Source organism: Streptomyces thioluteus, from assembly GCF_039535865.1.
This window is the reverse complement of sequence record NZ_BAAAXZ010000021.1, coordinates 62,825-86,462: the sequence shown is the minus strand read 5'-3', so window position 1 is coordinate 86,462 and position 23,638 is coordinate 62,825. Positions and strand designations below refer to the sequence as shown.

General features: G+C 70.8%; 13 protein-coding genes, 7 pseudogenes and 1 riboswitch. Of the genes and pseudogenes, 11 read left to right on the top strand and 9 right to left on the bottom strand.

Features of this window, described 5'->3' with window-relative positions:
• Positions 1-1,654 precede the first annotated feature (1,654 nt).
• Positions 1,655-1,825: a hypothetical protein gene (locus ABD794_RS18505; RefSeq protein WP_425585908.1), complete on the bottom strand. Its 171-nt coding sequence runs from the start codon at positions 1,823-1,825 to the stop codon at positions 1,655-1,657.
• Between the two features lie 414 nt (positions 1,826-2,239).
• Here ABD794_RS18505 and ABD794_RS02715 point away from each other — a divergent pair, with 414 nt between their 5' ends.
• The 5 genes and pseudogenes from ABD794_RS02715 (at position 2,240) to ABD794_RS02695 (ending at position 7,335) form a co-directional block, all read left to right on the top strand.
• A complete protein-coding gene (locus ABD794_RS02715; RefSeq protein ID WP_344960706.1) occupies positions 2,240-2,389 on the top strand; it encodes a hypothetical protein in 150 nt (49 codons plus the stop codon).
• A 16-nt stretch (positions 2,390-2,405) separates the two neighbouring features.
• Positions 2,406-2,879, top strand: coding sequence for a hypothetical protein (locus ABD794_RS02710; protein ID WP_344960705.1), 474 nt, complete (start codon positions 2,406-2,408; stop codon positions 2,877-2,879).
• A 1,611-nt stretch (positions 2,880-4,490) separates the two neighbouring features.
• The gene (locus ABD794_RS02705) at positions 4,491-4,790 is read left to right on the top strand and encodes a hypothetical protein (protein ID WP_344960713.1); all 300 of its coding nucleotides are present in this window, start codon (positions 4,491-4,493) and stop codon (positions 4,788-4,790) included.
• Positions 4,780-5,751 (top strand): annotated as a pseudogene (locus ABD794_RS02700) (N-acetylmuramic acid 6-phosphate etherase). Before ABD794_RS02705 ends, ABD794_RS02700 begins: the two are co-directional and overlap by 11 nt.
• A 198-nt stretch (positions 5,752-5,949) precedes the next feature.
• Entirely contained in the window at positions 5,950-7,335 is a 1,386-nt protein-coding gene (locus tag ABD794_RS02695) for a PTS transporter subunit EIIC (protein ID WP_344960704.1), read from the top strand.
• A 20-nt stretch (positions 7,336-7,355) separates the two neighbouring features.
• On the opposite strand, the gene groL (ABD794_RS02690) is transcribed toward ABD794_RS02695, so the two are convergent.
• The 5 genes and pseudogenes from groL (ABD794_RS02690) to ABD794_RS02670 all read right to left on the bottom strand — a co-directional run bounded on the left by groL (ABD794_RS02690) (position 7,356) and on the right by ABD794_RS02670 (position 13,585).
• Positions 7,356-8,978 (bottom strand): chaperonin GroEL, encoded by a 1,623-nt coding sequence (gene groL, locus ABD794_RS02690; protein ID WP_344960700.1) that lies wholly within the window; start codon positions 8,976-8,978, stop codon positions 7,356-7,358.
• 307 nt (positions 8,979-9,285) lie between these two features.
• Positions 9,286-9,489: a cold-shock protein gene (locus tag ABD794_RS02685; protein WP_004986573.1), complete on the bottom strand. Its 204-nt coding sequence runs from the start codon at positions 9,487-9,489 to the stop codon at positions 9,286-9,288.
• A 433-nt stretch (positions 9,490-9,922) separates the two neighbouring features.
• Positions 9,923-10,196, bottom strand: a pseudogene (locus tag ABD794_RS02680) (MoaD/ThiS family protein).
• Positions 10,197-10,773: 577 nt separating this feature from the next.
• Positions 10,774-11,499 (bottom strand): annotated as a pseudogene (locus ABD794_RS02675) (pyridoxal-phosphate dependent enzyme); the annotation flags it as partial.
• Positions 11,500-13,363: 1,864 nt separating this feature from the next.
• Positions 13,364-13,585 (bottom strand): hypothetical protein, encoded by a 222-nt coding sequence (locus ABD794_RS02670; RefSeq protein ID WP_344960703.1) that lies wholly within the window; start codon positions 13,583-13,585, stop codon positions 13,364-13,366.
• 1,006 nt (positions 13,586-14,591) lie between these two features.
• A riboswitch (SAM riboswitch) is annotated at positions 14,592-14,736 on the top strand.
• On the opposite strand from ABD794_RS02670, the gene thrC reads away from it, so the two are divergent.
• The 4 genes from thrC to groL (ABD794_RS02650) all read left to right on the top strand — a co-directional run bounded on the left by thrC (position 14,730) and on the right by groL (ABD794_RS02650) (position 19,442).
• Positions 14,730-16,025: a threonine synthase gene (gene thrC, locus ABD794_RS02665; RefSeq protein ID WP_344960711.1), complete on the top strand. Its 1,296-nt coding sequence runs from the start codon at positions 14,730-14,732 to the stop codon at positions 16,023-16,025. (Overlaps the previous riboswitch by 7 nt.)
• A gap of 574 nt (positions 16,026-16,599) precedes the next feature.
• Positions 16,600-16,875, top strand: coding sequence for a MoaD/ThiS family protein (locus ABD794_RS02660; RefSeq protein WP_344960702.1), 276 nt, complete (start codon positions 16,600-16,602; stop codon positions 16,873-16,875).
• 433 nt (positions 16,876-17,308) lie between these two features.
• On the top strand, positions 17,309-17,512 hold the full coding sequence (locus tag ABD794_RS02655; protein ID WP_004986573.1) for a cold-shock protein: 204 nt from the start codon (positions 17,309-17,311) through the stop codon (positions 17,510-17,512).
• Between the two features lie 307 nt (positions 17,513-17,819).
• A complete protein-coding gene (groL, locus tag ABD794_RS02650; RefSeq protein WP_344960700.1) occupies positions 17,820-19,442 on the top strand; it encodes a chaperonin GroEL in 1,623 nt (540 codons plus the stop codon).
• Positions 19,443-19,462: 20 nt separating this feature from the next.
• Here the strand turns inward: groL (ABD794_RS02650) and ABD794_RS02645 are convergent.
• The 3 genes and pseudogenes from ABD794_RS02645 to ABD794_RS02635 form a co-directional block, all read right to left on the bottom strand.
• A pseudogene (locus ABD794_RS02645) lies at positions 19,463-20,849 on the bottom strand (PTS transporter subunit EIIC).
• Positions 20,850-21,046: 197 nt separating this feature from the next.
• Positions 21,047-21,985, bottom strand: a complete 939-nt coding sequence (gene murQ / locus ABD794_RS02640; RefSeq protein WP_344960699.1) for an N-acetylmuramic acid 6-phosphate etherase — start codon at positions 21,983-21,985, stop codon at positions 21,047-21,049.
• Positions 21,982-22,928: pseudogene (locus ABD794_RS02635) on the bottom strand (MurR/RpiR family transcriptional regulator). The gene murQ and the pseudogene ABD794_RS02635 overlap by 4 nt, the downstream one beginning before the upstream one ends.
• Positions 22,929-22,990: 62 nt before the next feature.
• On the opposite strand from ABD794_RS02635, the pseudogene ABD794_RS02630 reads away from it, so the two are divergent.
• Together ABD794_RS02630 and ABD794_RS18500 are read left to right on the top strand one after the other, a co-directional pair.
• Positions 22,991-23,353 (top strand): annotated as a pseudogene (locus ABD794_RS02630) (hypothetical protein).
• A gap of 16 nt (positions 23,354-23,369) precedes the next feature.
• Positions 23,370-23,534, top strand: a pseudogene (locus ABD794_RS18500) (DUF4031 domain-containing protein); the annotation flags it as partial.
• Positions 23,535-23,638: the final 104 nt, after the last annotated feature.

Genomic DNA, 23,638 nt, shown 5'->3' with positions numbered 1-23,638 from the left:
GGATGTCGGATGCGGCAGCAGTTTCCCCGGCACCCATGGGTCCCTCCCCCACAAATGTTGACGATGCCCAACAATTATTATTGTTTGACGTTGCGTTCCAACCTACCTCTCGTTCGGAAGGGACCCGTGCTCTGCGCCTGCTCCTCGGTCGCCCTCGGCAGTTGCCGTCTGGCACGGCCGATGGTCATGGGTGGGGGGGGGGTGGGGCCGGGATCCTCGGACGGCATGCGCGACAACCTCGGGGTCTCCGTCTCCGCGGCTCGGCAGCTGTCTCCGTCTTCGCCCTGTCGTACGCGCTGCTGGCGACCGTCCTGGCCCACGCTGACCGCCCGCTGGGGGACCGCCGCCGCCTGCTGTCACCGCCCTGGGCGGCTTCACGTCTCGAACGCGCTCAGCGGCGCTCGCCCCGGGCTACGGGCACCCTCCTCGACACCGGGGGCTCGCCGCGGCCGGTGCGCGCTCTACACGCCCACGGCCTCGGGCGTCGCCACCGCCCCGCCCGACGGAGCGCCGCGTGACGGTGCGCTCGCCCAACGTTGCTCGGCGGCATTATGACGGGCACGGGCGCTCGGCCGTACCGGTTTCGGGCGCGTACTCGGGAGACACGGACTGGCGGCTGACGATGTGGCTGGTCGTGGCGCTCGGCCCGTCGCCGCGTTCGCTGTGACTCGGCCCTGTGATGCGCGGATGCCCGGCCGGCGGCCGGGGCGCCGGGGCTCCGCGAGCGGTGAACCCGTGCGCGACCGCCGCGTGGTGGGGCGCGGCCACGACCCTGACCTTCTTCCTGTCCTTAACGCCATATACATCTACCTGGCCCGGCCGTCCGCCCGCGACGGGCGGCGGACCAGGGGCGCCTCAGCATGATCCTGCTGGGTCACGCATCGGGTCGGTCGCGGGCAGCTGGCTGGGCGGGAGCCTGGTGGGACCGCCTCGGCTGTGCGGACGGTACTGCTCGCGGGCAGCGTGGCCGCCGGACTGGCGTTTCACGCACTGCGTGGCTGTGCGGGGTGAGCCTGCCGGAGTGCGTTGGTGTACGCCGTGGGTTCTCCCCCTTGCGTGCTGGGCCGTGGGCGTCCGCGCTCCCGCACCGGAGGCCTCCATCGCCCGGCGAACGCGCGTGCTGATCTCGGTCAACACAGCGCGCTTGTACCTGGGCGTTCGTTTCGGCGGTGGGCCGTGGGCAGGGGGGCGATGGCGGTACTCGGGGTAGCGGTGGTCCCGTGGTGTCGGCGGGGTTGGCGGTCGGTGGCGTGGGGCTGTCGTTCACGACGACGGCTCGGCCGGCCGACGCGGGGCGCGCGGTGGCGTGCGCGCGAGGCCGGTGCGCGGGTGCGGGAGCTGTCCTCGAGCGCCTTGGGGACGGGCTGAATAGCCCGTTCCGGCGCTCGGAGGACTTCGCCCGAAGGGTGGGGGGAGATTGGGTCCGGGGTCTCCCCGGGAACGTGGATGAAAGGCGGGCGGGGCACAATCCCCGCGGCGCAAGCGAGGAAGGGCGGAAACCCCTACCCCGTCCAGCGCTCCCGCCACACCCGCACCGCACCCGCTCCACCGGCGGCCCCCCACCCCGGCGGGGCCGCGACGCCCCACGATGTGAAGCCGTCGACACGGCGGCCGAGCACGGGCACGTGCTTGAGAGCAGGCCCCGACCCAAGAATTACGCGGCCGCTCCCTGCCCGGGCGCTTCCGCCAGCAGCGTCCCCAGCCGTCGTACAAACCCGGGACGCCGACCCGGCGTGAGGTACGTGTCCAGCCCCGGCTGATCCGCAAGCTGCTTGCGGACGCAGCCCGGTCGGCCGCCGGTCGATCGCCCGATGGATACGTCCACGCGCCCTCCGCCCCGATCGCCTCACGACCGCCGTCACCGCCGCGATGATTCCGCGCCGCCGTCCTGGTCAGGGAACCCGAGGACGCTAACTCAGCGCCCCATGTCCGCCTCGCAGCTCCGCGGCCGTCGCACACTAGCGCGGTCCAGCCTCGCCGCGCCGCCCGCGCAGAAGTCGTTTGGCGGACCGCAGCAATCACCCGGACCGGCAAGGTCGCAGGGCGACCGCTACCGAGGCGAAGGTCTCGAGCGCTGGGGGTCAGGCCGTCGGCGGCCATGTCGCTGACCAGTTCCAGCCGGTCCGCCCCGCCGGACTGTGCCGCCGTCGCGTCTTCGGGGCCGAGCGCGATTACCTCGAGAATTGGTCTAGACATGTAACCAGGGTGCCACACACACGACCCATCAGGAAGATGCCCCATGGCCATCACCCTGCAGGAGCGCTTGGCGCGGACGGTCGACGCCGCCCGGGGGACGGACGCGGACGGTCCGCAGCCCGGCCCTACGCCGGACGAACTCCTCAAGCGCTGGTCCGAACCGCAGCGCCGCTACCAAACCGTCACCCCCTGACCGCCGTTGGAACCGGGTGGACGAACTGGCGGCCACGCCGAGGACCTGGCGGCCGTCCGACTCGCGCCTGGTTCCACGACGCGGTCTACCTGCCCGAGCGCTCCACAACGAGGAGCGCAGCTCGCGGCTGGCGCGGAAGCGGGGCCCTCGCCGAACTCGGCGTCCCGGCCGCCCGCACGGCGGAGGTCGTCCGGCTCGTCCTCCTGACGGTCGATCACGACGGCGCCCGGCGACCGCGACACGGCGAGGTCCTGGCGACGCGGACCCTCGCCGTGCTCGGCGGCCACGGCCGGAGGACTACGCGACGTACGCGGCGGAGGTGCGGCAGGATGTACGGCTTCGTGCCGGCGAGGCGTTCCGCACCGGCCGCGCGGACGTACTGCGCCAACTGCTCGCCCTGCCGAGGCTGTCCGCACCCGCCAGGGGTACGAGCGCTGGAGCGACACGGCGACTGCAAACCTCACGCGGAGCTGCGCTCCTCACGACGTGACGGAGGCCCGGTTGCACACGGTTTCCCCGGGGGGAGCGCCGCTTGCGCCGCCGCAGTCCGCCCCCAACAGCAGCCGCAGCTTTCGTCCGGCTGCGCACTCCACCGCCCGAGCCGCACCGGTCCCGTTACGCCGCCTCCGCCACGCGTAGTGATCGCAGTGAACGCCCTCGGGGGCAGGCCCATCCGGGCCGCGAACGCGTGCAGCTCTCGAAGCTCACGTCGCTCACCAGTGTGGCGACCACATCCGCCGTTGGCGGGTCCACAGCGGGCGGTCGATGTACAGGGGGGACATGGGGTATCCCCGGTCGTCAGCGCCCAGCGGCGTGAGACAGCTGCCACCGGCCCACCAGCACCGCTGCTTCTTGCAGGCCCAGTGCGGTTCCGCACCCAGCTCGTGGCTCGAACCTCCAGCGCGTGGGGATAGCCCCGAGTGCACGCAGACGGGGCACAGCGGCCAGTCGCCGTGCGATTCAGCAGCGCGTCCTAGGACGTACATCGGCCGATGAGCCGGCCACGCCAAACGCGGCGCTCCGGCCACTGACTCGACCCAACCACGCCGCGCCGCCACCGCGTCACTCGACAGCGAGACGATGTACGGGCTCGGCCACGCGCCCGGCGGTCAGGTCAGGCTCCCTGAGCGACCGACCAGTGGCCCGTGGCCGCGTGCCAGTGCTTGTTCGAGCATCCATGCGCCATTGTCCGGGACACCAGAGGTTGACGCACATCGGAGCCGAAATACCTTTCACTGCTGTAGCCGCTGATCGAGGAAACGCGCCGAAGCTCCCCATCCGACCCCTTGCGCGCACGGCGGTCCCCCGTGCCCCCTCCCCCGCCGCCCGTGGCGCGCCAAGGTCCGCACGGCTGGCCCCGTCATGACGGCGGCTCCACGACTATGACACCAGCGGACGATGGACGCACCGACACGACACTTGACGACCCTGGTGGCCGACCCGGCCGGCACTCCAGCCACGCGCCCACAGTCACGCGCACACCTCACGTCCACGAGCGCAGGCCGGCAACCAGCCGAGAGCCACGATAGGAGCGTGCGCCACCGCTACGCCCGAGCTAGGGCCGATACCCGGCTATCCCGGCCTATCTCTGCGACCTCGACAGGCCTCTCGCCGGGCTCGCCACGCACACGAGCAGGCACGGCCCGGCCGGGCCCACGGCGTCACCCCGCGACAATCACCGCTCGACGATCCCGCCAACTTTGGACCGTGGAGTCGTCGACCATCATGAAGCTGCGCCCACCCTGAGGAGGCGCGCTGCCTGGCCGACACGGCCGCCGCCACCTCGACACCACGGCAGGAGGCGTGCCGTGAGGCCCGCCGCTCGACCCACGGCCACGCCCGTCACGGACAGTCTACGGCATACGGCGCCTCACCTCGTACTCGGCCACAGGACCTGCAGTCCAGATAGCTTACGCTGGCACACAGCCGACACGTGCGAAACGCATCCGCACGCGCACGCACTGCGCCCGGCGACCCCCACCGGCCGTCACCACCGCGCGTTCCAGCGCAGACTGCGCGCCACTGCGACGACGTGTCTGGCAACCCTCGCCAGCAGCCACTCAGTACGCAGACCGACGACGACACGCCACATCATCGAGCCGTGACTGCGCAGGCACGCCTATCGAGCACGTGCGACGACCACGAACTACGCCAGGTCACGGCCGCCCGGACGGCGGGATCGGACAGTACGCGCGATCACGTCCTGACCTACCGCCTCGCGCAGCGGAGAGCGAGCTTCGACGGCGGCGATGTCCAGCCGGACGAGTTCAACTCCTCGTCGTGGACCTGCCTGTTCGTCGGCGTGTGCGCAGCGGACCGTACGACCGCGCGGCGCCCGCCCTGTCCGCCTCCTACGAGGCGCTCGTCCACCGCCACGACCCAGCGAGAGGATCACCGTTGACATCCGACCCCCGCACCTCGCGGCCCTCCGCGCCCAGCTCGCGACGCTGACCACCCGGGCGTTCCGCCCCGAACTCGCGGACATCGACCGCTGCCGACCCTGGCCGTCGCGAACCTGATGAACGCCGACGACGCGACGGTCGCACGGCCGCCGTCGACCGAGGCAGCTCCCACGCGATCGCCGCCCGCGATCGACGGCCGTCGCGGAACGGATGGCGCGCGGCGGACGGCTGGTCTACGCGGGCGCGCCGGCACGGCGGGACGGCTCGGGGTGCTGGACGCCAGCGACGTGCCCGCCGACCTTCGCCACCGAGCCCGGGGCAGGTGGTCGGGCGCTCGTCGCTGGCGGGCCGGACGCGCTGGTCAACGCGGTCGAGGGGGCGGCAGGACCGGGCAGAGGCGGCGGCGGCCGACCTGACGGCCACTCGGCCTGACGGCCGACGACGCTGCGGTCGTCGGCGTCTCCGCGTCCGGGGCAGCACGCGCCGTACGCGGTCCGCGCCGTCGAACACACGCGCGACGGCCGGGGCGCTGACGAGTCGTGCTGTCCTGCAACGGCGGGGTCCGCGCTGGGCGCGGCGGCGGAGCACCCGATCGAGGTGGTCGTGGGGCCCGAAACTGATCACCGGCTCGACCCGGCTGAAGGCGGGCACGGCCAGAAACTCGTCCTCAACATGATCTCGACCATCACGATGGTCCGGCTCGGCAAGACGTACGGGAACCTGATGGTCGACCTCCGCGCCTCCAACGACAAGCTGCGCGCCCGCTCGCGACGGATCGTCGCGCAGGCGACGGGGGCGGGTGAGGCCGAGGTGGAAGCGGCGCTGGGAGCAGCGGGGGGAGAGGTGAAGGCGGCGATCCTGGTGCTGCTGAGCGGGGTGGGGGGCGCGGAGGCGGAACGGCTGCTGGCCGAGGCAGGTGGTCATCTACGCGCCGCGCTGGAGGCGGCGCGGGGGGATTGAGCCCCTGTCCCTCCCCCAACCCTCTTCCACAGGGGCTCCGCCCCTGCGCGACCCCCTCGCGCGCTGCCGCGCGCGAGGGGCGGGGCTTCGCCCCTGCACCCCACCGGGGGCTCCGCAGGACGCGGCGGAGCCGCTTTTCGGGGTCCGGGGCGGAGCGCCCGGTTACGGGAAGGGGCGGGGTGGGGGAAAGGAAATCCCATGCCCCCATCGGACCACCTCGCCCACGCCCTCCTCCCCCTCCTCGGCGGACCCGCCAACATCGCCTCCGCCACCACCTGCATGACCCGCCTCCGCCTCACCCTCCACGCCCCCGCCGCCCTCCGCGACACCGACGTCCGAGCCCTCCCCGGCGTCCTCGGACTGGTCGTCGACGGCGACACCTGCCAGGTCGTCCTCGGACCGGGGGTCGTCGACCGGGTCGCGGACGACCTCGGTCGGCTCCGCCGGGCGGACGCGCTCCGCGACGCGCAAAAGAAACGCAACGCCACCCCCACCAAACTCGCCCTCCGCCGCATCGCCCAGATCTTCGTCCCCCTGATCCCGGCCCTGATCGGCTGCGGGATCGTCGCCGGGCTCGCGGGCCTGCTCACCAACCTGCACCGGCTGCCGACGGCGGCGACGGCGCTCACCGCCGTCGCCTCCGGCTTCATGTCGCTGATCGCGGTGTTCGTCGGCCACAACACCGCGAAGGAGTTCGGCGGGACGCCCGTCCTCGGCGGCGCGGTCGCGGCGGTCACGGTCTGGCCGGGCGTGACCCGGCTGCACATGACGCCCGGCCAGGGCGGAGTGCTGGGCGCGCTCGCCGCGGCCCTGCTCGCCGTGTACGTGGAGAAGGCGTGCCGCCGCCTGGTCCCCGAGGCGATCGGCGTCCTGGCCGTCCCGACGGTCACCATCCTGCTCCCGGGCCTGGTCGCGCTCTACGGACTGATGTGGCTGACGGGCGAAGTCGCCACCGCCGTAGGGCATTTCGCGGACCGGCTGCCGGCCGAGGGCGGCGCGGCCGCCGGGCTGGTGCTCGGCGGGCTGTTCCTGCCGCTGGTCATGCTGGGGCTGCACCAGGCGCTGATCCCGGTGCACACCACGCTGATCACCCAGCAGGGGTCCACGGTCCTGCTGCCCCTGCTGGCGACGGCGGGCGCGGGGCAGGTGGGCGCGGCGCTGGCGGTGTACGTCCGGGTGGCCCGGGACGCGGCCGTCCGCCGGACGGTCCGGTCCGCGCTCCCGGCGGGCCTGCTGGGCATCGGGGAACCGCTGATCTACGGGGTGTCGTTGCCGCTGGGCCGCCCGTTCGTGACGGCCTGCGTCGGGGGCGCGATCGGCGGCGGCTTCCTGGGCCTGCTGGAACAGCTCGGCGGCGCGATCGGCGCCACCGCCATCGGGCCCTCGGGCTGGGCCCTGTTCCCGCTGCTCAGCGGCGAGGGCGGACCGCTGCGCGCGGCGGCCGTCTACGGCGCGGGGCTCGCGGCGGGGTACGCGGCGGGCTTCGTCGTCACGTACCTCTTCGGATTCCCCGTACGGAACGCCGAAGGGCGGCACCCCCGTGACAACGGGGATGCCGCCCTCGGCTCGGTTCAGGACCGGTGAGCCCGCGCGGAACGCGTGGCTCAGAAGTCCATCTCACCGCCGGGCATGCCGCCCGGAGCGGCCGCGGCGGCCTTCTCCGGCTTGTCGGCGATGACGGCCTCGGTGGTGAGGAACAGGGCCGCGATGGAGGCGGCGTTCTGCAGCGCGGAGCGGGTGACCTTGGCCGGGTCGATGATGCCCTCGGCGATCATGTCCACGTACTCGCCGGTCGCGGCGTTGAGGCCGTGGCCGACGGCCAGGTTGCGGACCTTCTCCACGACGACGCCGCCCTCGAGACCACCGTTGACGGCGATCTGCTTCAGCGGGGCCTCCAGGGCCAGGCGCACGGCGTTGGCACCGGTGGCCTCGTCGCCCTCGAGCTCCAGCTTCTCGAACACCGCGGAGGCCTGGAGCAGGGCCACGCCACCACCGGCGACGATGCCCTCCTCGACGGCCGCCTTCGCGTTGCGAACGGCGTCCTCGATGCGGTGCTTGCGCTCCTTGAGCTCGACCTCGGTCGCGGCACCGGCCTTGATGACGGCCACGCCGCCGGCCAGCTTCGCGAGGCGCTCCTGGAGCTTCTCGCGGTCGTAGTCCGAGTCGCTGTTCTCGATCTCGGCGCGGATCTGGTTGACGCGGCCCTGGACCTGGTCGCTGTCACCGGCACCGTCGACGATCGTCGTCTCGTCCTTGGTGATGACGACCTTGCGGGCGCGGCCGAGCAGGTCGAGACCGGCGTTCTCCAGCTTGAGGCCGACCTCCTCGGAGATGACCGTGCCGCCGGTGAGGATGGCGATGTCGCCGAGCATGGCCTTGCGGCGGTCGCCGAAGCCCGGGGCCTTGACGGCGACGGACTTGAAGGTGCCGCGGATCTTGTTGACCACCAGGGTCGACAGGGCCTCGCCCTCGACGTCCTCGGCGATGATCAGCAGCGGCTTGCCCGACTGCATGACCTTCTCCAGCAGCGGGAGCAGGTCCTTGACCGAGGAGACCTTCGAGTTGACGATCAGGATGTACGGGTCCTCGAGGGAGGCCTCCATACGCTCCATGTCGGTGGCGAAGTACGCCGAGATGTAGCCCTTGTCGAAGCGCATGCCCTCGGTGAGCTCGAGCTCCAGACCGAAGGTCTGGGACTCCTCGACCGTGATGACACCCTCCTTGCCGACCTTGTCCATCGCCTCGGCGATGAGCTCGCCGATCTGGGTGTCGGCGGCGGAGATGGAGGCGGTGGAGGCGATCTGCTCCTTGGTCTCGACCTCCTTGGCCTGGTCGAGCAGCGCACCGGAGACGGCCTCGACGGCCTTCTCGATGCCGCGCTTCAGCGCCATCGGGTTGGCACCCGCGGCGACGTTGCGCAGGCCCTCGCGGACCAGCGCCTGGGCGAGGACGGTCGCGGTCGTCGTGCCGTCACCGGCGACGTCGTCCGTCTTCTTCGCGACCTCCTTGACCAGCTCGGCGCCGATCTTCTCGTACGGGTCCTCCAGCTCGATCTCCTTGGCGATGGACACACCATCGTTGGTGATCGTGGGGGCGCCCCACTTCTTCTCGAGGACGACGTTGCGGCCCTTGGGGCCGAGGGTGACCTTGACGGCGTCGGCGAGCTGGTTCATCCCGCGCTCGAGACCGCGCCGTGCCTCCTCGTCGAACGCGATGATCTTGGCCATGTGAAGTGGTCCTCCCAGACGGGACGGTGGATTGCTCCGGACCGCGCTGGCGCCCGCGACGGACGGCCTGCGTGCTCGGCGGTTCCTTGCCCCGCCGGGCCCGCGGACCTCACCGACGGTCCACAAGTCTGTCACTCTCACCCGGAGAGTGCTAAGCCAATGATTAGCACTCGGCAGTGGAGAGTGCAAGGCCGTCTCCATGGAACCGCCCGCGTGGCACGGGGCGTCCCGGGACGTACGAAGGGCCCGCACCTACGGGGTGCGGGCCCTTCGACAAGCTGAGGATCCGGTGGTCGATGCGCCGCGGTCAGGCGGTCACCCTCACCATGTCTGCCTGCGGTCCCTTCTGGCCCTGCGAGATCTCGAACTCGACTCGCTGCCCCTCCTCCAGGGTGCGGTACCCGTCCATCTGGATCGCGCTGTAGTGGACGAAAACATCCGCACCACCGTCGACCGCGATGAAGCCGTACCCCTTCTCCGCGTTGAACCACTTGACGGTGCCCTGAGCCATGCCTAACTCCCCTACTTACTGGCCCTTGCGCAGGACCGCACTTCGCGGACCCGGGTCAGACCTCACCTCTTGTGACACCCAGAGGTGTGCGCCGGAACGCGTCGACCGCGGCTGAATGTATCTGCACGGATGCCGTCTGCAACAGGTCAGACGGACGAGAAATCCCGGGGAGGCCGGGCGGCGATATCCGGCGAAGTGGGTTGGTTCCAGGGCAAGTCGGGCCGGACAGACAGCATCATCGCGACAATTCGCGCACGTATTTCCTGTGCAAATTGACGGGTTCTCATATGCGTTCGGCTCTGACACCGGAGAGGGAACGCCCCAACTGTATCGCGCTTCAACAGACGGAATCGCCCCGTCCGGTTCTGGGGCGGGGCGATCCACGGTTTGTACAGGCTTGTTGCGGAAAGGGAGTTGACGCCCGGCGCGCCGGTCAGCCGCCCGCGACGGCCGGGATGATCGAGACCCCGGCACCGTCCGGGGTGGGCGCGTCGAGACCACCTTCGAAGCGGACGTCGTCGTCGTTGACGTAGACGTTCACGAAGCGCCGCAGCTTGCCGGTGTCGTCGAGGACGCGGGCACCGATGCCGGGGTGGTTCCGCTCCAGATCGCCGATCACCTCGGCGAGGGTGACCCCTCGCGACGACATCGGCGCGGCCGGCGGTGTAGGTGCGGAGGATGGTGGGGATGCGGACGGTGACGCTCATGGCTGCTCTCCTTCTGTTGGGGAGGTGGTGTGGTCGGGGGGTGTGTGATGTGCGTGCGTGGCGGGTGGGTGTGGGCGGGTGGTGGGCGCCTGACGGCGGGAGGATGCCCCTGCCCCGCCCTCTCTCCCCCAGCTACCGCTGGGAGGTGCCCCCAGAGTTTCCCCGGGGCGCGGCCCCGGACCCGACACCGCGCTGCGCGCGGCCGGAGGGCAAAGGCGAAGCTCCGTTGGGGTAGGGGCAAAGGGCGGAGTTACCTGCGTCCAGGAGCACCCCCGCCGGGTTCCAGGAACAGAACCCCACCGGGATCCAGGGGGCGAAGCCCCCGGTGAGGTGCAGGGGGCGGAGCCCCGCCGCGGGGTCCAGGGGCGCCCCCGCCAGGGTCCAGAGACAGAACCCCACCGGGATCCAGGGGCCGGAGCCCCCGGTGGGTGTGCAGGGGCGAAGCCCCGCCGGGGTGCCAGGGGCGAAGCCCCCGCCCACCGCGCGGAGCGCGGTGCCGGGCCGGGGCGGAGCCCCGGGAGGAAACGGTGAAAGGGCGGGGCGGGGAGAACGCCCCCCCCCAAGAACAACCGCCCCCCTACCCCAGCCCCGCCGCCCGGAACGCTCCACGCTCGGCCGGATCGTCGCCCGCGGCCCCCGCCGCCACCGCGTCCAGCGTCTTGAGCCCGTCCCCCCGTGTTGAGGACGACCGTCGTCAAGGACGGGTCCAGCAGGCCCTGTTCGAGCACTTGCGGGTGACGCCGACCGTCACACCGCCCGCGGTCCGCGAAGATCCCCTCCGTACGGGCGAGCAGCCGGATCGCGTCACGACCTCCCCGTCCGTCACGTCCTCCACCGCACCGCCCGTCCGCCGCGCGATGTCCAGGACGTACGGCCCGTCGGCCGGGTTGCCGATGGCGAGGGACTTGGCGATCGTGTCGGCTTCACCGGGCGGACGACGTCGTGGCCGTCCTTGTACGCCCGGGAGACCGGAGCGCACCCCGCCGCCTGGGCGCCGAAGATCCGGTACGGGCGGTCCTCGACCAAGCCCAGCGCGATCAGCTCCTTCAGCCCCTTGTCGATCTTCGTGAGCTGGGAGCCGGAGGCCACGGGGATCACGAGCTGATCCGGCAGCCGCCAGCCCAGCTGTTCGCAGATCTCGTACGCGAGGGTCTTGGAGCCCTCCCCGTAGTAGGGGCGCAGGTTGACGTTGACGAAGCCCCACGCCGCCCCCAGCGGATCACACGATCAGCTCGGAGCAGAAGCGGTTGACGTCGTCGTAGGTGCCCTCGATACCGACCAGGTCGCCCCCGTAGACCGCGGCCCATGAACCGACACTACTGGCACAGGCCGCATAACCAATGAGTCACAGTGCCGGCAATGACGAACGACAGGGAGCGAAACCCAGGCCAGCGGACGCAGCCAACATCCGAAGGGCCCCCGCCGGCACCCGATCACCGCCGCAGACCGGCCAATGGGTTCTGCCCGTTCGGAGCGAACATGTGAGAGCGTCGTGAAACCGTAAGGACAAGCCGCGTTCCGGCACCTGTCGAGCACGGCCGAACAGGACGAACGACCGCACAAAGCTCTCCGCATGCCGTGTCCCTTTGGATAGGAGTGCGACGCACCTGGGGTTCATGTCCTATGAGTCGGGATACACCTTAGTCAAACAAGAGCCAACGGCGGCAGCCACACTCGTGTAGGACGCAAGTCGACCCAGTCACGGGCAGAGGCCTCGAGTCGGCCCGGAACGAGCATTGGTGATAAGCCGGGGGTTACAGCATTATAGGGTTCTGAAAGACGGGCGAACCCGTCGGCGGGGACCAACGCTGGCACTAGAACATTCAGCAAGGAGAGCGGGCGTAGCGGCCAGATGTTCGACGGGCCCGAGACATACGCACACGATCAGACTGCACGGCGACCCTCGCCCGCCCCTCCAACCCAGGTAGCTCGCCCAGGCCGGTAGCTCGTAGGCACCATCCAGCGAGCACCAGATACCAGGCAGGAGGTGTACACAGGCGAATCTGACGGCCTGCTACTTGAGGGGCAGAAAGCGCTCGCCCGCACTCCGCGGCAAGGAAGAGCGCAGAGGCGGGACCGAAAGACACGCTATGCGCGTTCGACGGGCTTAGCAGCATAACCGCCATGGGATAGGCACATCGAGGTCCCTTTCTCCTCCCATCAATTTCCCCGTACGCTGCACGAACCTCGACCAGACACATGAGAACGGGCGAATTTGGCCCACTTCCCCGCCGGAGCCTCGCGTGAGAACGGTGAGACCGGTCTGGAGGAGTTTCGCGGGGCTTCATCGGGCCGTGTCCCTCTGACCCTCGTGGATGAGCGGTATGGAACCGGCGGCGCATCGCCGGCCGGCAGAGTTTGTGGCAGCGCACGGACCCCGACATACGGCGCGGGCCGTGCGTTGTTCAAGACTGTATCGGACGGTGCGCGCCCTGAGAGCGGGAGTCCTCTACCAGCAGATGCGTCAACAAACGCAACAACGTGCTGAGTCAACGAAGGAGTCGTACAAGATGCTGGAAACGGTAGGCTGGCCAGCGCTGGATGGCCGGCGGTCTGGTCCGCCCAGAAGGACCGTCCCGCTCGACCGGGCTGCTCGCCGCCAAGCGCGAGAGGGGCCAGCACGTGAGCGTTGGGCTCCCGCCCTGAACGCAGGAGGGCCAGGTCGGAAACGATCGTGGCCAACACGATCCGGCGCGAGCTCGATGACGGAGAGGACAGGGACCGTAGCGCCGGTGGACGAACTCGGTGGTGCCTGACTCGGCTCAAACGGCCAAACGGACGGCCCACGGGTCGGCCAACGGGCAGGCCGGGAGAAGGCGTGGTGCAAGAGCAACCGGGGAAAGACGGCATAGAGACACTACCAACAACCTGGAACGAGCGCTAAGGGCCATAGAGCAACGTGCAAGAGGAGAAATGGCGATTAGGGCGCCTAAAGCGGCGATCGACTGCTAGGTGTAAAACACGCAGCAGGGCGGGCGGCGCACATCGATGTGCTGCGTGGGACGACGACCTGCGCGACCTTCTCGGCGACGTTCGGTCTGGCCGCTCGGTCACCCAATACGTGGAGAACGCCTCGCTGCATTTACACCATCAAACACCAGAGATGCTGTGGCCGTTCACATACCTCCAGGTCACGCCGCCACCCCGCATACAGGACATACTGGATGCTATAGCCCTTTTCCGAGCGCCCTTTTCAACACAACGCTCTCGCAGTCACACCTCGATCTTATATTAAACTCTTTTGTTCCCCTCCCCTCCTCTCTCCCCTTTCCCTTCTCCTCGGAGGGTACAGAGTACTCTCTTCCACCATCAATGCACGTGCTGTTCTCTTCTCCCTCCTCCCACAGTGGTATGGTGTGCAGAGAGAAATCGCTGCTGAACTCACTCATCGCGCTATCCATAGTAGACCCTGCTTCACTGGACGGTTTGAGAATCGCGTGACGCACCCACCCTGACGGTTCGTACATCGCCTTGACGGAACGCCCGTCCGGGTACGGGTGAGCGCTGCGCCAGCCTAAGGATCCGAGACGACATAGTAGCCGAGAAGTCACCGTATATCGAGGTCACGATCCCCTTCCTTCACGCTACTTCCCACAGAGGTCTAGCACGCACACGCCATCTCCTTCCGCCGCGTCTCGTCACCAGCAGCGACGCCACAGCACCCGCCCTTGCCCGGCACGGCGGGCAGGTCGGGAGCCGAGCCCCATCAGCCCGTTGACTAACTACCACCCACCACCCTCCACACTCCATACCGCCATGCACGACGATCGAGAAAATCCCGTCTGATACTCGGCTGCTACACAACAGCCCCACAATGATACAGCCCGGCCGCCCGGTGTGAGGTTATAACCGTGGACCCGGGCGACAGTCCGTGGCGCGGAGCTGTATTTATTCCTCTCATAAACTTCTTTATCACCTTAAGAGAACAATGTCCCGCGTTTTCCAACACCAGCGGCAACCACGCCCCCCGCACCTGATTCGTCATCCAGCTCGCGCCGGTGTTGGCCACGATCGTGCCGTACCAGTGCTCATGCCCCCTGTCTGTGTCGACTGCCGCCCCCCAGGGTATAGCACCCACGCCTCACGGTGCTGACCCACCGCCCTAGCTCAGCACGCTTGGACACCGGCGGGGCGAGCAGCCGGTCGAGCGGACGGTCTTCGGCGGACCAGGACCGCCGGGCCAGCCAGCGCTCCACCTCTTCCAGCACGTGTACGACTCCTCGTTGACTCAGGCACGTTGTTGCGTGTGTGGACGCATCTCGCTGTGCGGACGCCCCTCTCAAGGGCGCGCACCGTCCGATACAGTTTGAACAACGCACGGCCCGCCCGTATGTACGGGGTCCGTTGCGCGTGCACAAACGCCCGGCGGCGATGCCGCCGACCGGTGCCATACACTGCTCATCCGAGAGGGGCAGAGGGACACGCGCCGATGAAGCCCCGGCAACCCTCACAGCCGGTCTCAGCCGTTCTCACGGCGAGGCTCCCGGGGGGAAGGTGCCAAATCCGTCTCGTGGCGAGGTCGTCACGAGGAGACTGAGGAGAAAGGCTCGCCTCCATGGCTGTGCAAGCCGCAGTCGAAGCGCGCATACGTCTTTCGGTCCCGCCGTCGCGCTCTCCTGCCGCGAGTGCGGCGAGCGCTTCGCCCTCGGGCCCGTCTTCGCCTGCACCTCCTGCTTCGGTCCGCTGGAGGTCGCCTACGAGCTGCCGGCCGGCGACCCGGAGGGCCTGCGGCGCCGCATCGAGTCCGGGCCGGCGAACATCTGGCGCTACGCCCCCCTGCTGCCCGTCCCCGCCGACGTCGCCGCCAAACCCAATCTGAACCCCGGCTTCACCAAGCTCGTCCGGGCCGACAACCTCGCCCGTGAACTGGGCGTCACCGGCGGCCTGTTCGTCAAGGACGACTCAGGGAACCCGACCCACTCCTTCAAGGACCGCGTCGTCGCCGTCGCCGTCGAGGCGGCGCGCGCCTTCGGTTTCACGACGCTCTCCTGTTCCTCGACGGGCAACCTGGCCGGCGCGGTCGGCGCCGCGGCCGCCCGCGCGGGCCTGCGCTCCTGCGTCTTCATCCCGCACGACCTGGAGGCCGGGAAGGTCGTCATGGCCGCGGTCTACGGGGGCGACCTGGTCGGTATCGAGGGCACCTACGACGACGTCAACCGCTTCTGCTCCGAGCTGATCGGTGATCCGCTGGGGGCGGCGTGGGGCTTCGTCAACGTCAACCTGCGCCCCTACTACGGGGAGGGCTCCAAGACCCTCGCGTACGAGATCTGCGAACAGCTGGGCTGGCGGCTGCCGGATCAGCTCGTGATCCCCGTGGCCTCCGGCTCCCAGCTCACGAAGATCGACAAGGGGCTGAAGGAGCTGATCGCGCTGGGCTTGGTCGAGGACCGCCCGTACCGGATCTTCGGCGCCCAGGCGGCGGGGTGCGCTCCGGTCTCCCGGGCGTACAAGGACGGCCACGACGTCGTCCGCCCGGTGAAGCCGGACACGATCGCCAAGTCCCTCGCCATCGGCAACCCGGCCGACGGGCCGTACGTCCTGGACATCGCGCGGCGGACGGGCGGTGCGGTGGAGGACGTGACGGACGGGGAGGTCGTGGACGCGATCCGGCTGCTCGCCCGTACGGAGGGGATCTTCGCGGAGACCGCGGGCGGTGTGACGGTCGGCGTCACCCGCAAGCTGCTCGAACAGGGCCTGCTGGACCCGTCCTTGACGACGGTCGTCCTCAACACGGGGGACGGGCTCAAGACGCTGGACGCGGTGGCGGCGGGGCCGCGGGCGACGATCCGGCCGAGCGTGGAGGCGTTCCGGGCGGCGGGGCTGGGGTAGGGGGGCGGTTGTTCTTGGGGGGGGGCGTTCTCCCCGCCCCGCCCTTTCACCGTTTCCTCCGGGGCTCCGCCCCGGGCCCGGCACCGCGCTCCGCGCGGTGGGCGGGGGCTTCGCCCCCTGCACCCCGGCGGGGCTTCGCCCCTGCACCCCACCGGGGGCTCCGGCCCCTGGATCCCGGTGGGGTTCTGTCTCTGGACCCTGGCGGGGGCGCCCCTGGACCCCGGCGGGGCTCCGCCCCCTGCACCTCACCGGGGGCTTCGCCCCCTGGATCCCGGTGGGGTTCTGTTCCTGGAACCCGGCGGGGGTGCTCCTGGACGCAGGTGAACTCCGCCCTTGCCCCTACCCCAACGGAGCTTCGCCTTTGCCCTCCGGCCGCGCGCAGCGCGGTGTCGGGTCCGGGGCCGCGCCCCGGGGAAACTCTGGGGGCACCTCCCAGCGGTAGCTGGGGGAGAGAGGGCGGGGCAGGGGCATCCTCCGCCGTCAGGCGCCCACCACCCGCCCACACCCACCCCGCACACCACGCACATCACACACCCCCCGACCACACCACCTCCCCAACAGAAGGAGAGCAGCCATGAGCGTCACCGTCCGCATCCCCACCATCCTCCGCACCTACACCGCCGGCCGCGCCGAGGTCGTCGCCGAGGGGGTCACCCTCGCCGAGGTGATCGGCGATCTGGAGCGGAACCACCCCGGCATCGGTGCCCGCGTCCTCGACGACACCGGCAAGCTGCGGCGCTTCGTGAACGTCTACGTCAACGACGACGACGTCCGCTTCGAAGGTGGTCTCGACGCGCCCACCCCGGACGGTGCCGGGGTCTCGATCATCCCGGCCGTCGCGGGCGGCTGACCGGCGCGCCGGGCGTCAACTCCCTTTCCGCAACAAGCCTGTACAAACCGTGGATCGCCCCGCCCCAGAACCGGACGGGGCGATTCCGTCTGTTGAAGCGCGATACAGTTGGGGCGTTCCCTCTCCGGTGTCAGAGCCGAACGCATATGAGAACCCGTCAATTTGCACAGGAAATACGTGCGCGAATTGTCGCGATGATGCTGTCTGTCCGGCCCGACTTGCCCTGGAACCAACCCACTTCGCCGGATATCGCCGCCCGGCCTCCCCGGGATTTCTCGTCCGTCTGACCTGTTGCAGACGGCATCCGTGCAGATACATTCAGCCGCGGTCGACGCGTTCCGGCGCACACCTCTGGGTGTCACAAGAGGTGAGGTCTGACCCGGGTCCGCGAAGTGCGGTCCTGCGCAAGGGCCAGTAAGTAGGGGAGTTAGGCATGGCTCAGGGCACCGTCAAGTGGTTCAACGCGGAGAAGGGGTACGGCTTCATCGCGGTCGACGGTGGTGCGGATGTTTTCGTCCACTACAGCGCGATCCAGATGGACGGGTACCGCACCCTGGAGGAGGGGCAGCGAGTCGAGTTCGAGATCTCGCAGGGCCAGAAGGGACCGCAGGCAGACATGGTGAGGGTGACCGCCTGACCGCGGCGCATCGACCACCGGATCCTCAGCTTGTCGAAGGGCCCGCACCCCGTAGGTGCGGGCCCTTCGTACGTCCCGGGACGCCCCGTGCCACGCGGGCGGTTCCATGGAGACGGCCTTGCACTCTCCACTGCCGAGTGCTAATCATTGGCTTAGCACTCTCCGGGTGAGAGTGACAGACTTGTGGACCGTCGGTGAGGTCCGCGGGCCCGGCGGGGCAAGGAACCGCCGAGCACGCAGGCCGTCCGTCGCGGGCGCCAGCGCGGTCCGGAGCAATCCACCGTCCCGTCTGGGAGGACCACTTCACATGGCCAAGATCATCGCGTTCGACGAGGAGGCACGGCGCGGTCTCGAGCGCGGGATGAACCAGCTCGCCGACGCCGTCAAGGTCACCCTCGGCCCCAAGGGCCGCAACGTCGTCCTCGAGAAGAAGTGGGGCGCCCCCACGATCACCAACGATGGTGTGTCCATCGCCAAGGAGATCGAGCTGGAGGACCCGTACGAGAAGATCGGCGCCGAGCTGGTCAAGGAGGTCGCGAAGAAGACGGACGACGTCGCCGGTGACGGCACGACGACCGCGACCGTCCTCGCCCAGGCGCTGGTCCGCGAGGGCCTGCGCAACGTCGCCGCGGGTGCCAACCCGATGGCGCTGAAGCGCGGCATCGAGAAGGCCGTCGAGGCCGTCTCCGGTGCGCTGCTCGACCAGGCCAAGGAGGTCGAGACCAAGGAGCAGATCGCCTCCACCGCCTCCATCTCCGCCGCCGACACCCAGATCGGCGAGCTCATCGCCGAGGCGATGGACAAGGTCGGCAAGGAGGGTGTCATCACGGTCGAGGAGTCCCAGACCTTCGGTCTGGAGCTCGAGCTCACCGAGGGCATGCGCTTCGACAAGGGCTACATCTCGGCGTACTTCGCCACCGACATGGAGCGTATGGAGGCCTCCCTCGAGGACCCGTACATCCTGATCGTCAACTCGAAGGTCTCCTCGGTCAAGGACCTGCTCCCGCTGCTGGAGAAGGTCATGCAGTCGGGCAAGCCGCTGCTGATCATCGCCGAGGACGTCGAGGGCGAGGCCCTGTCGACCCTGGTGGTCAACAAGATCCGCGGCACCTTCAAGTCCGTCGCCGTCAAGGCCCCGGGCTTCGGCGACCGCCGCAAGGCCATGCTCGGCGACATCGCCATCCTCACCGGCGGCACGGTCATCTCCGAGGAGGTCGGCCTCAAGCTGGAGAACGCCGGTCTCGACCTGCTCGGCCGCGCCCGCAAGGTCGTCATCACCAAGGACGAGACGACGATCGTCGACGGTGCCGGTGACAGCGACCAGGTCCAGGGCCGCGTCAACCAGATCCGCGCCGAGATCGAGAACAGCGACTCGGACTACGACCGCGAGAAGCTCCAGGAGCGCCTCGCGAAGCTGGCCGGCGGCGTGGCCGTCATCAAGGCCGGTGCCGCGACCGAGGTCGAGCTCAAGGAGCGCAAGCACCGCATCGAGGACGCCGTTCGCAACGCGAAGGCGGCCGTCGAGGAGGGCATCGTCGCCGGTGGTGGCGTGGCCCTGCTCCAGGCCTCCGCGGTGTTCGAGAAGCTGGAGCTCGAGGGCGACGAGGCCACCGGTGCCAACGCCGTGCGCCTGGCCCTGGAGGCCCCGCTGAAGCAGATCGCCGTCAACGGTGGTCTCGAGGGCGGCGTCGTCGTGGAGAAGGTCCGCAACCTGGCCGTCGGCCACGGCCTCAACGCCGCGACCGGCGAGTACGTGGACATGATCGCCGAGGGCATCATCGACCCGGCCAAGGTCACCCGCTCCGCGCTGCAGAACGCCGCCTCCATCGCGGCCCTGTTCCTCACCACCGAGGCCGTCATCGCCGACAAGCCGGAGAAGGCCGCCGCGGCCGCTCCGGGCGGCATGCCCGGCGGTGAGATGGACTTCTGAGCCACGCGTTCCGCGCGGGCTCACCGGTCCTGAACCGAGCCGAGGGCGGCATCCCCGTTGTCACGGGGGTGCCGCCCTTCGGCGTTCCGTACGGGGAATCCGAAGAGGTACGTGACGACGAAGCCCGCCGCGTACCCCGCCGCGAGCCCCGCGCCGTAGACGGCCGCCGCGCGCAGCGGTCCGCCCTCGCCGCTGAGCAGCGGGAACAGGGCCCAGCCCGAGGGCCCGATGGCGGTGGCGCCGATCGCGCCGCCGAGCTGTTCCAGCAGGCCCAGGAAGCCGCCGCCGATCGCGCCCCCCGACGCAGGCCGTCACGAACGGGCGGCCCAGCGGCAACGACACCCCGTAGATCAGCGGTTCCCCGATGCCCAGCAGGCCCGCCGGGAGCGCGGACCGGACCGTCCGGCGGACGGCCGCGTCCCGGGCCACCCGGACGTACACCGCCAGCGCCGCGCCCACCTGCCCCGCGCCCGCCGTCGCCAGCAGGGGCAGCAGGACCGTGGACCCCTGCTGGGTGATCAGCGTGGTGTGCACCGGGATCAGCGCCTGGTGCAGCCCCAGCATGACCAGCGGCAGGAACAGCCCGCCGAGCACCAGCCCGGCGGCCGCGCCGCCCTCGGCCGGCAGCCGGTCCGCGAAATGCCCTACGGCGGTGGCGACTTCGCCCGTCAGCCACATCAGTCCGTAGAGCGCGACCAGGCCCGGGAGCAGGATGGTGACCGTCGGGACGGCCAGGACGCCGATCGCCTCGGGGACCAGGCGGCGGCACGCCTTCTCCACGTACACGGCGAGCAGGGCCGCGGCGAGCGCGCCCAGCACTCCGCCCTGGCCGGGCGTCATGTGCAGCCGGGTCACGCCCGGCCAGACCGTGACCGCCGCGACCGCGCCGCCGAGGACGGGCGTCCCGCCGAACTCCTTCGCGGTGTTGTGGCCGACGAACACCGCGATCAGCGACATGAAGCCGGAGGCGACGGCGGTGAGCGCCGTCGCCGCCGTCGGCAGCCGGTGCAGGTTGGTGAGCAGGCCCGCGAGCCCGGCGACGATCCCGCAGCCGATCAGGGCCGGGATCAGGGGGACGAAGATCTGGGCGATGCGGCGGAGGGCGAGTTTGGTGGGGGTGGCGTTGCGTTTCTTTTGCGCGTCGCGGAGCGCGTCCGCCCGGCGGAGCCGACCGAGGTCGTCCGCGACCCGGTCGACGACCCCCGGTCCGAGGACGACCTGGCAGGTGTCGCCGTCGACGACCAGTCCGAGGACGCCGGGGAGGGCTCGGACGTCGGTGTCGCGGAGGGCGGCGGGGGCGTGGAGGGTGAGGCGGAGGCGGGTCATGCAGGTGGTGGCGGAGGCGATGTTGGCGGGTCCGCCGAGGAGGGGGAGGAGGGCGTGGGCGAGGTGGTCCGATGGGGGCATGGGATTTCCTTTCCCCCACCCCGCCCCTTCCCGTAACCGGGCGCTCCGCCCCGGACCCCGAAAAGCGGCTCCGCCGCGTCCTGCGGAGCCCCCGGTGGGGTGCAGGGGCGAAGCCCCGCCCCTCGCGCGCGGCAGCGCGCGAGGGGGTCGCGCAGGGGCGGAGCCCTGTGGAAGAGGGTTGGGGGAGGGACAGGGGCTCAATCCCCCCGCGCCGCCTCCAGCGCGGCGCGTAGATGACCACCTGCCTCGGCCAGCAGCCGTTCCGCCTCCGCGCCCCCCACCCCGCTCAGCAGCACCAGGATCGCCGCCTTCACCTCTCCCCCCGCTGCTCCCAGCGCCGCTTCCACCTCGGCCTCACCCGCCCCCGTCGCCTGCGCGACGATCCGTCGCGAGCGGGCGCGCAGCTTGTCGTTGGAGGCGCGGAGGTCGACCATCAGGTTCCCGTACGTCTTGCCGAGCCGGACCATCGTGATGGTCGAGATCATGTTGAGGACGAGTTTCTGGGCCGTGCCCGCCTTCAGCCGGGTCGAGCCGGTGATCAGTTCGGGCCCCACGACCACCTCGATCGGGTGCTCCGCCGCCGCGCCCAGCGCGGACCCCGCGTTGCAGGACAGCCCGACCGTCAGCGCCCCGGCCCGTCGCGCGTGTTCGACGGCCCCGACCGCGTACGGCGTGCGCCCGGACGCGGAGACGCCGACGACCGCGTCGTCGGCCGTCAGGCCGAGGGCCGTCAGGTCGGCCGCCGCCGCCTCTGCCCGGTCCTCCGCCCCCTCGACCGCGTTGACCAGCGCGTCCGGCCCGCCCGCGACGAGCCCGACCACCTGCCCGGGCTCGGTGGCGAAGGTCGGCGGGCACTCGCTGGCGTCCAGCACCCCGAGCCGTCCCGCCGTGCCGGCGCCCGCGTAGACCAGCCGGCCGCCGCGCGCCATCCGTTCCGCGACGGCGTCGATCGCGGCGGCGATCCGGGGGAGCTGCCCGGCGACGGCGCCGGCGACCGTCGCGTCGTCGGCGTTCATCAGGTTCGCGACGGCCAGGGTCGGCAGCCGGTCGATGTCCGCGAGTTCGGGGCGGAACGCCTCGGTGGTCAGCGTCGCGAGCTGGGCGCGGAGGGCCGCGAGGGCGGGGGTCGATGTCAACGGTGATCCTCTCCTGGGTCGTGGCGGTGGACGAGCGCCTCGTAGGAGGCGGACAGGGCGGGCGCCGCGCGGTCGTACGTCCGCTGCGCCACGCCGACGAACAGGCAGTCCACGACGAGGAGTTGACTCGTCCGGCTGGACATCGCCGCCGGTCGAAGCTCGCTCTCCCGCGCGGAGGCGGTGGTCAGGACGTGATCGGCGTACTGTCCGATCCCGCCGTCCGGGCGGCCGGTGACCGCGATCGTGGTCGCGCCGTGCTCGAAGGCGGCCGCAGCGGCTCGATGACGTCCGTCGTCGCGCCCGAGTGGCTGATGGCGAGGGCCACGTCGCCGGGGCGCAGCTGGACGGCGGTGGTGACGGCCAGGTGGGGGTCGCCGGGCGCGTGCGCGATGCGCCCGATCCGCAGCAGCTTCTGGACGAGGTCCTGCCGACGAGGTGGGAGGCGCCGATGCCGTAGACGTCGGTGCGGCGGGCCGTGGCGAGCGCGGCCACGGCCGCCTCCAGGGCCGTGGTGTCGAGGGCGGCGGCCGTGTCGGCCAGGCAGCGCGCCTCCTCGTGGGCGAGCTTGGCGACGACCCGGTCCAGCGGAGTCGTCGACGGTGATGTCCGGGGTGACGGCCCGGGGCCCGGCCGGCCGCCTGCTCGCGGCGAGCCCGGCGAGGGCGAGGCGCAGATGGCGGTAGCCCGGGTAGCCCAGGATGCGGGCGGTGCGCACCACGGTGGCCTCGCTGGTGCCGGTGCGCTCGGCGAGGGCCGTGACGGTGAGCGCGGCGGTGCCGGCCGGGTCGGCCACCAGGGCGTCGGCCACGCGCTGCATGGAGCGGGTCATGGACGGGGCCAGCGTGCGGACCTTGGCGGCCAGGGCGGCCGGGGGAGGGGGCACGGGGGACCGCCGCAAGGGGCGGAGGGGAGCTTCGGCGCTTTCCTTCGGATCGCGGCTCACACCGTGAAAGGTATTTTCGGCCCGATGTGCCGTCAACCTCCGGTGTCCCGGACAATGGGCGCATGGAGCTCGAACAAGCACTGCACGCGGCCGGGCCCTCGTCCTCGCCGACCTGACCGCCGGGCGCGTGGCCGAGCCGGACATCGTCTCGCTGGTCGAGGACGCGGTGGCGGCGCGGCGGTGGTGGGTTCGAGCAGTGGCCGGAGGGCGCCGCGTTCGTGGCCGGGCTCATCGCCCAGGACGTCCAGGACGCGCTGCTGGAACGGCACGGGCGCTGGCCGCTGTGCCCGGTCTGCGTGCACTCGGGCGATCCCCACGCGCTGGAGGTCGAGCCCGAGCTGGGGGCGGACCCGCACTGGGCCTGCACGAAGCAGGCGGTGCTGGTGGCGCCGGTGGGACAGCTGTCGACGGCGCTGGGCGACTGACGACCGCGGGATCCCCATGGCCCTGTACATCGACCCGCCGCTGTGGCCCGGCCACGGGCGGATGTGGTCGCACCTGGTGAGCGACGTGAGCTTCGAGGAGCTGCACGCGTTCGCGGCCCGGATGGGCCTGCCCCCGAGGGCGTTCGACGGCGATCACTACGACGTGGCGGAGGCGGCGTACGGGGACGCGGTGCGGCTCGGGGCGGTGGAGGTGCGCAGCCGGGACGTGGTGCGGCTGCTGGTGGGGGCGGGACTGCGGCGGCGCAAGCGGCGCTCCCCGGGGGA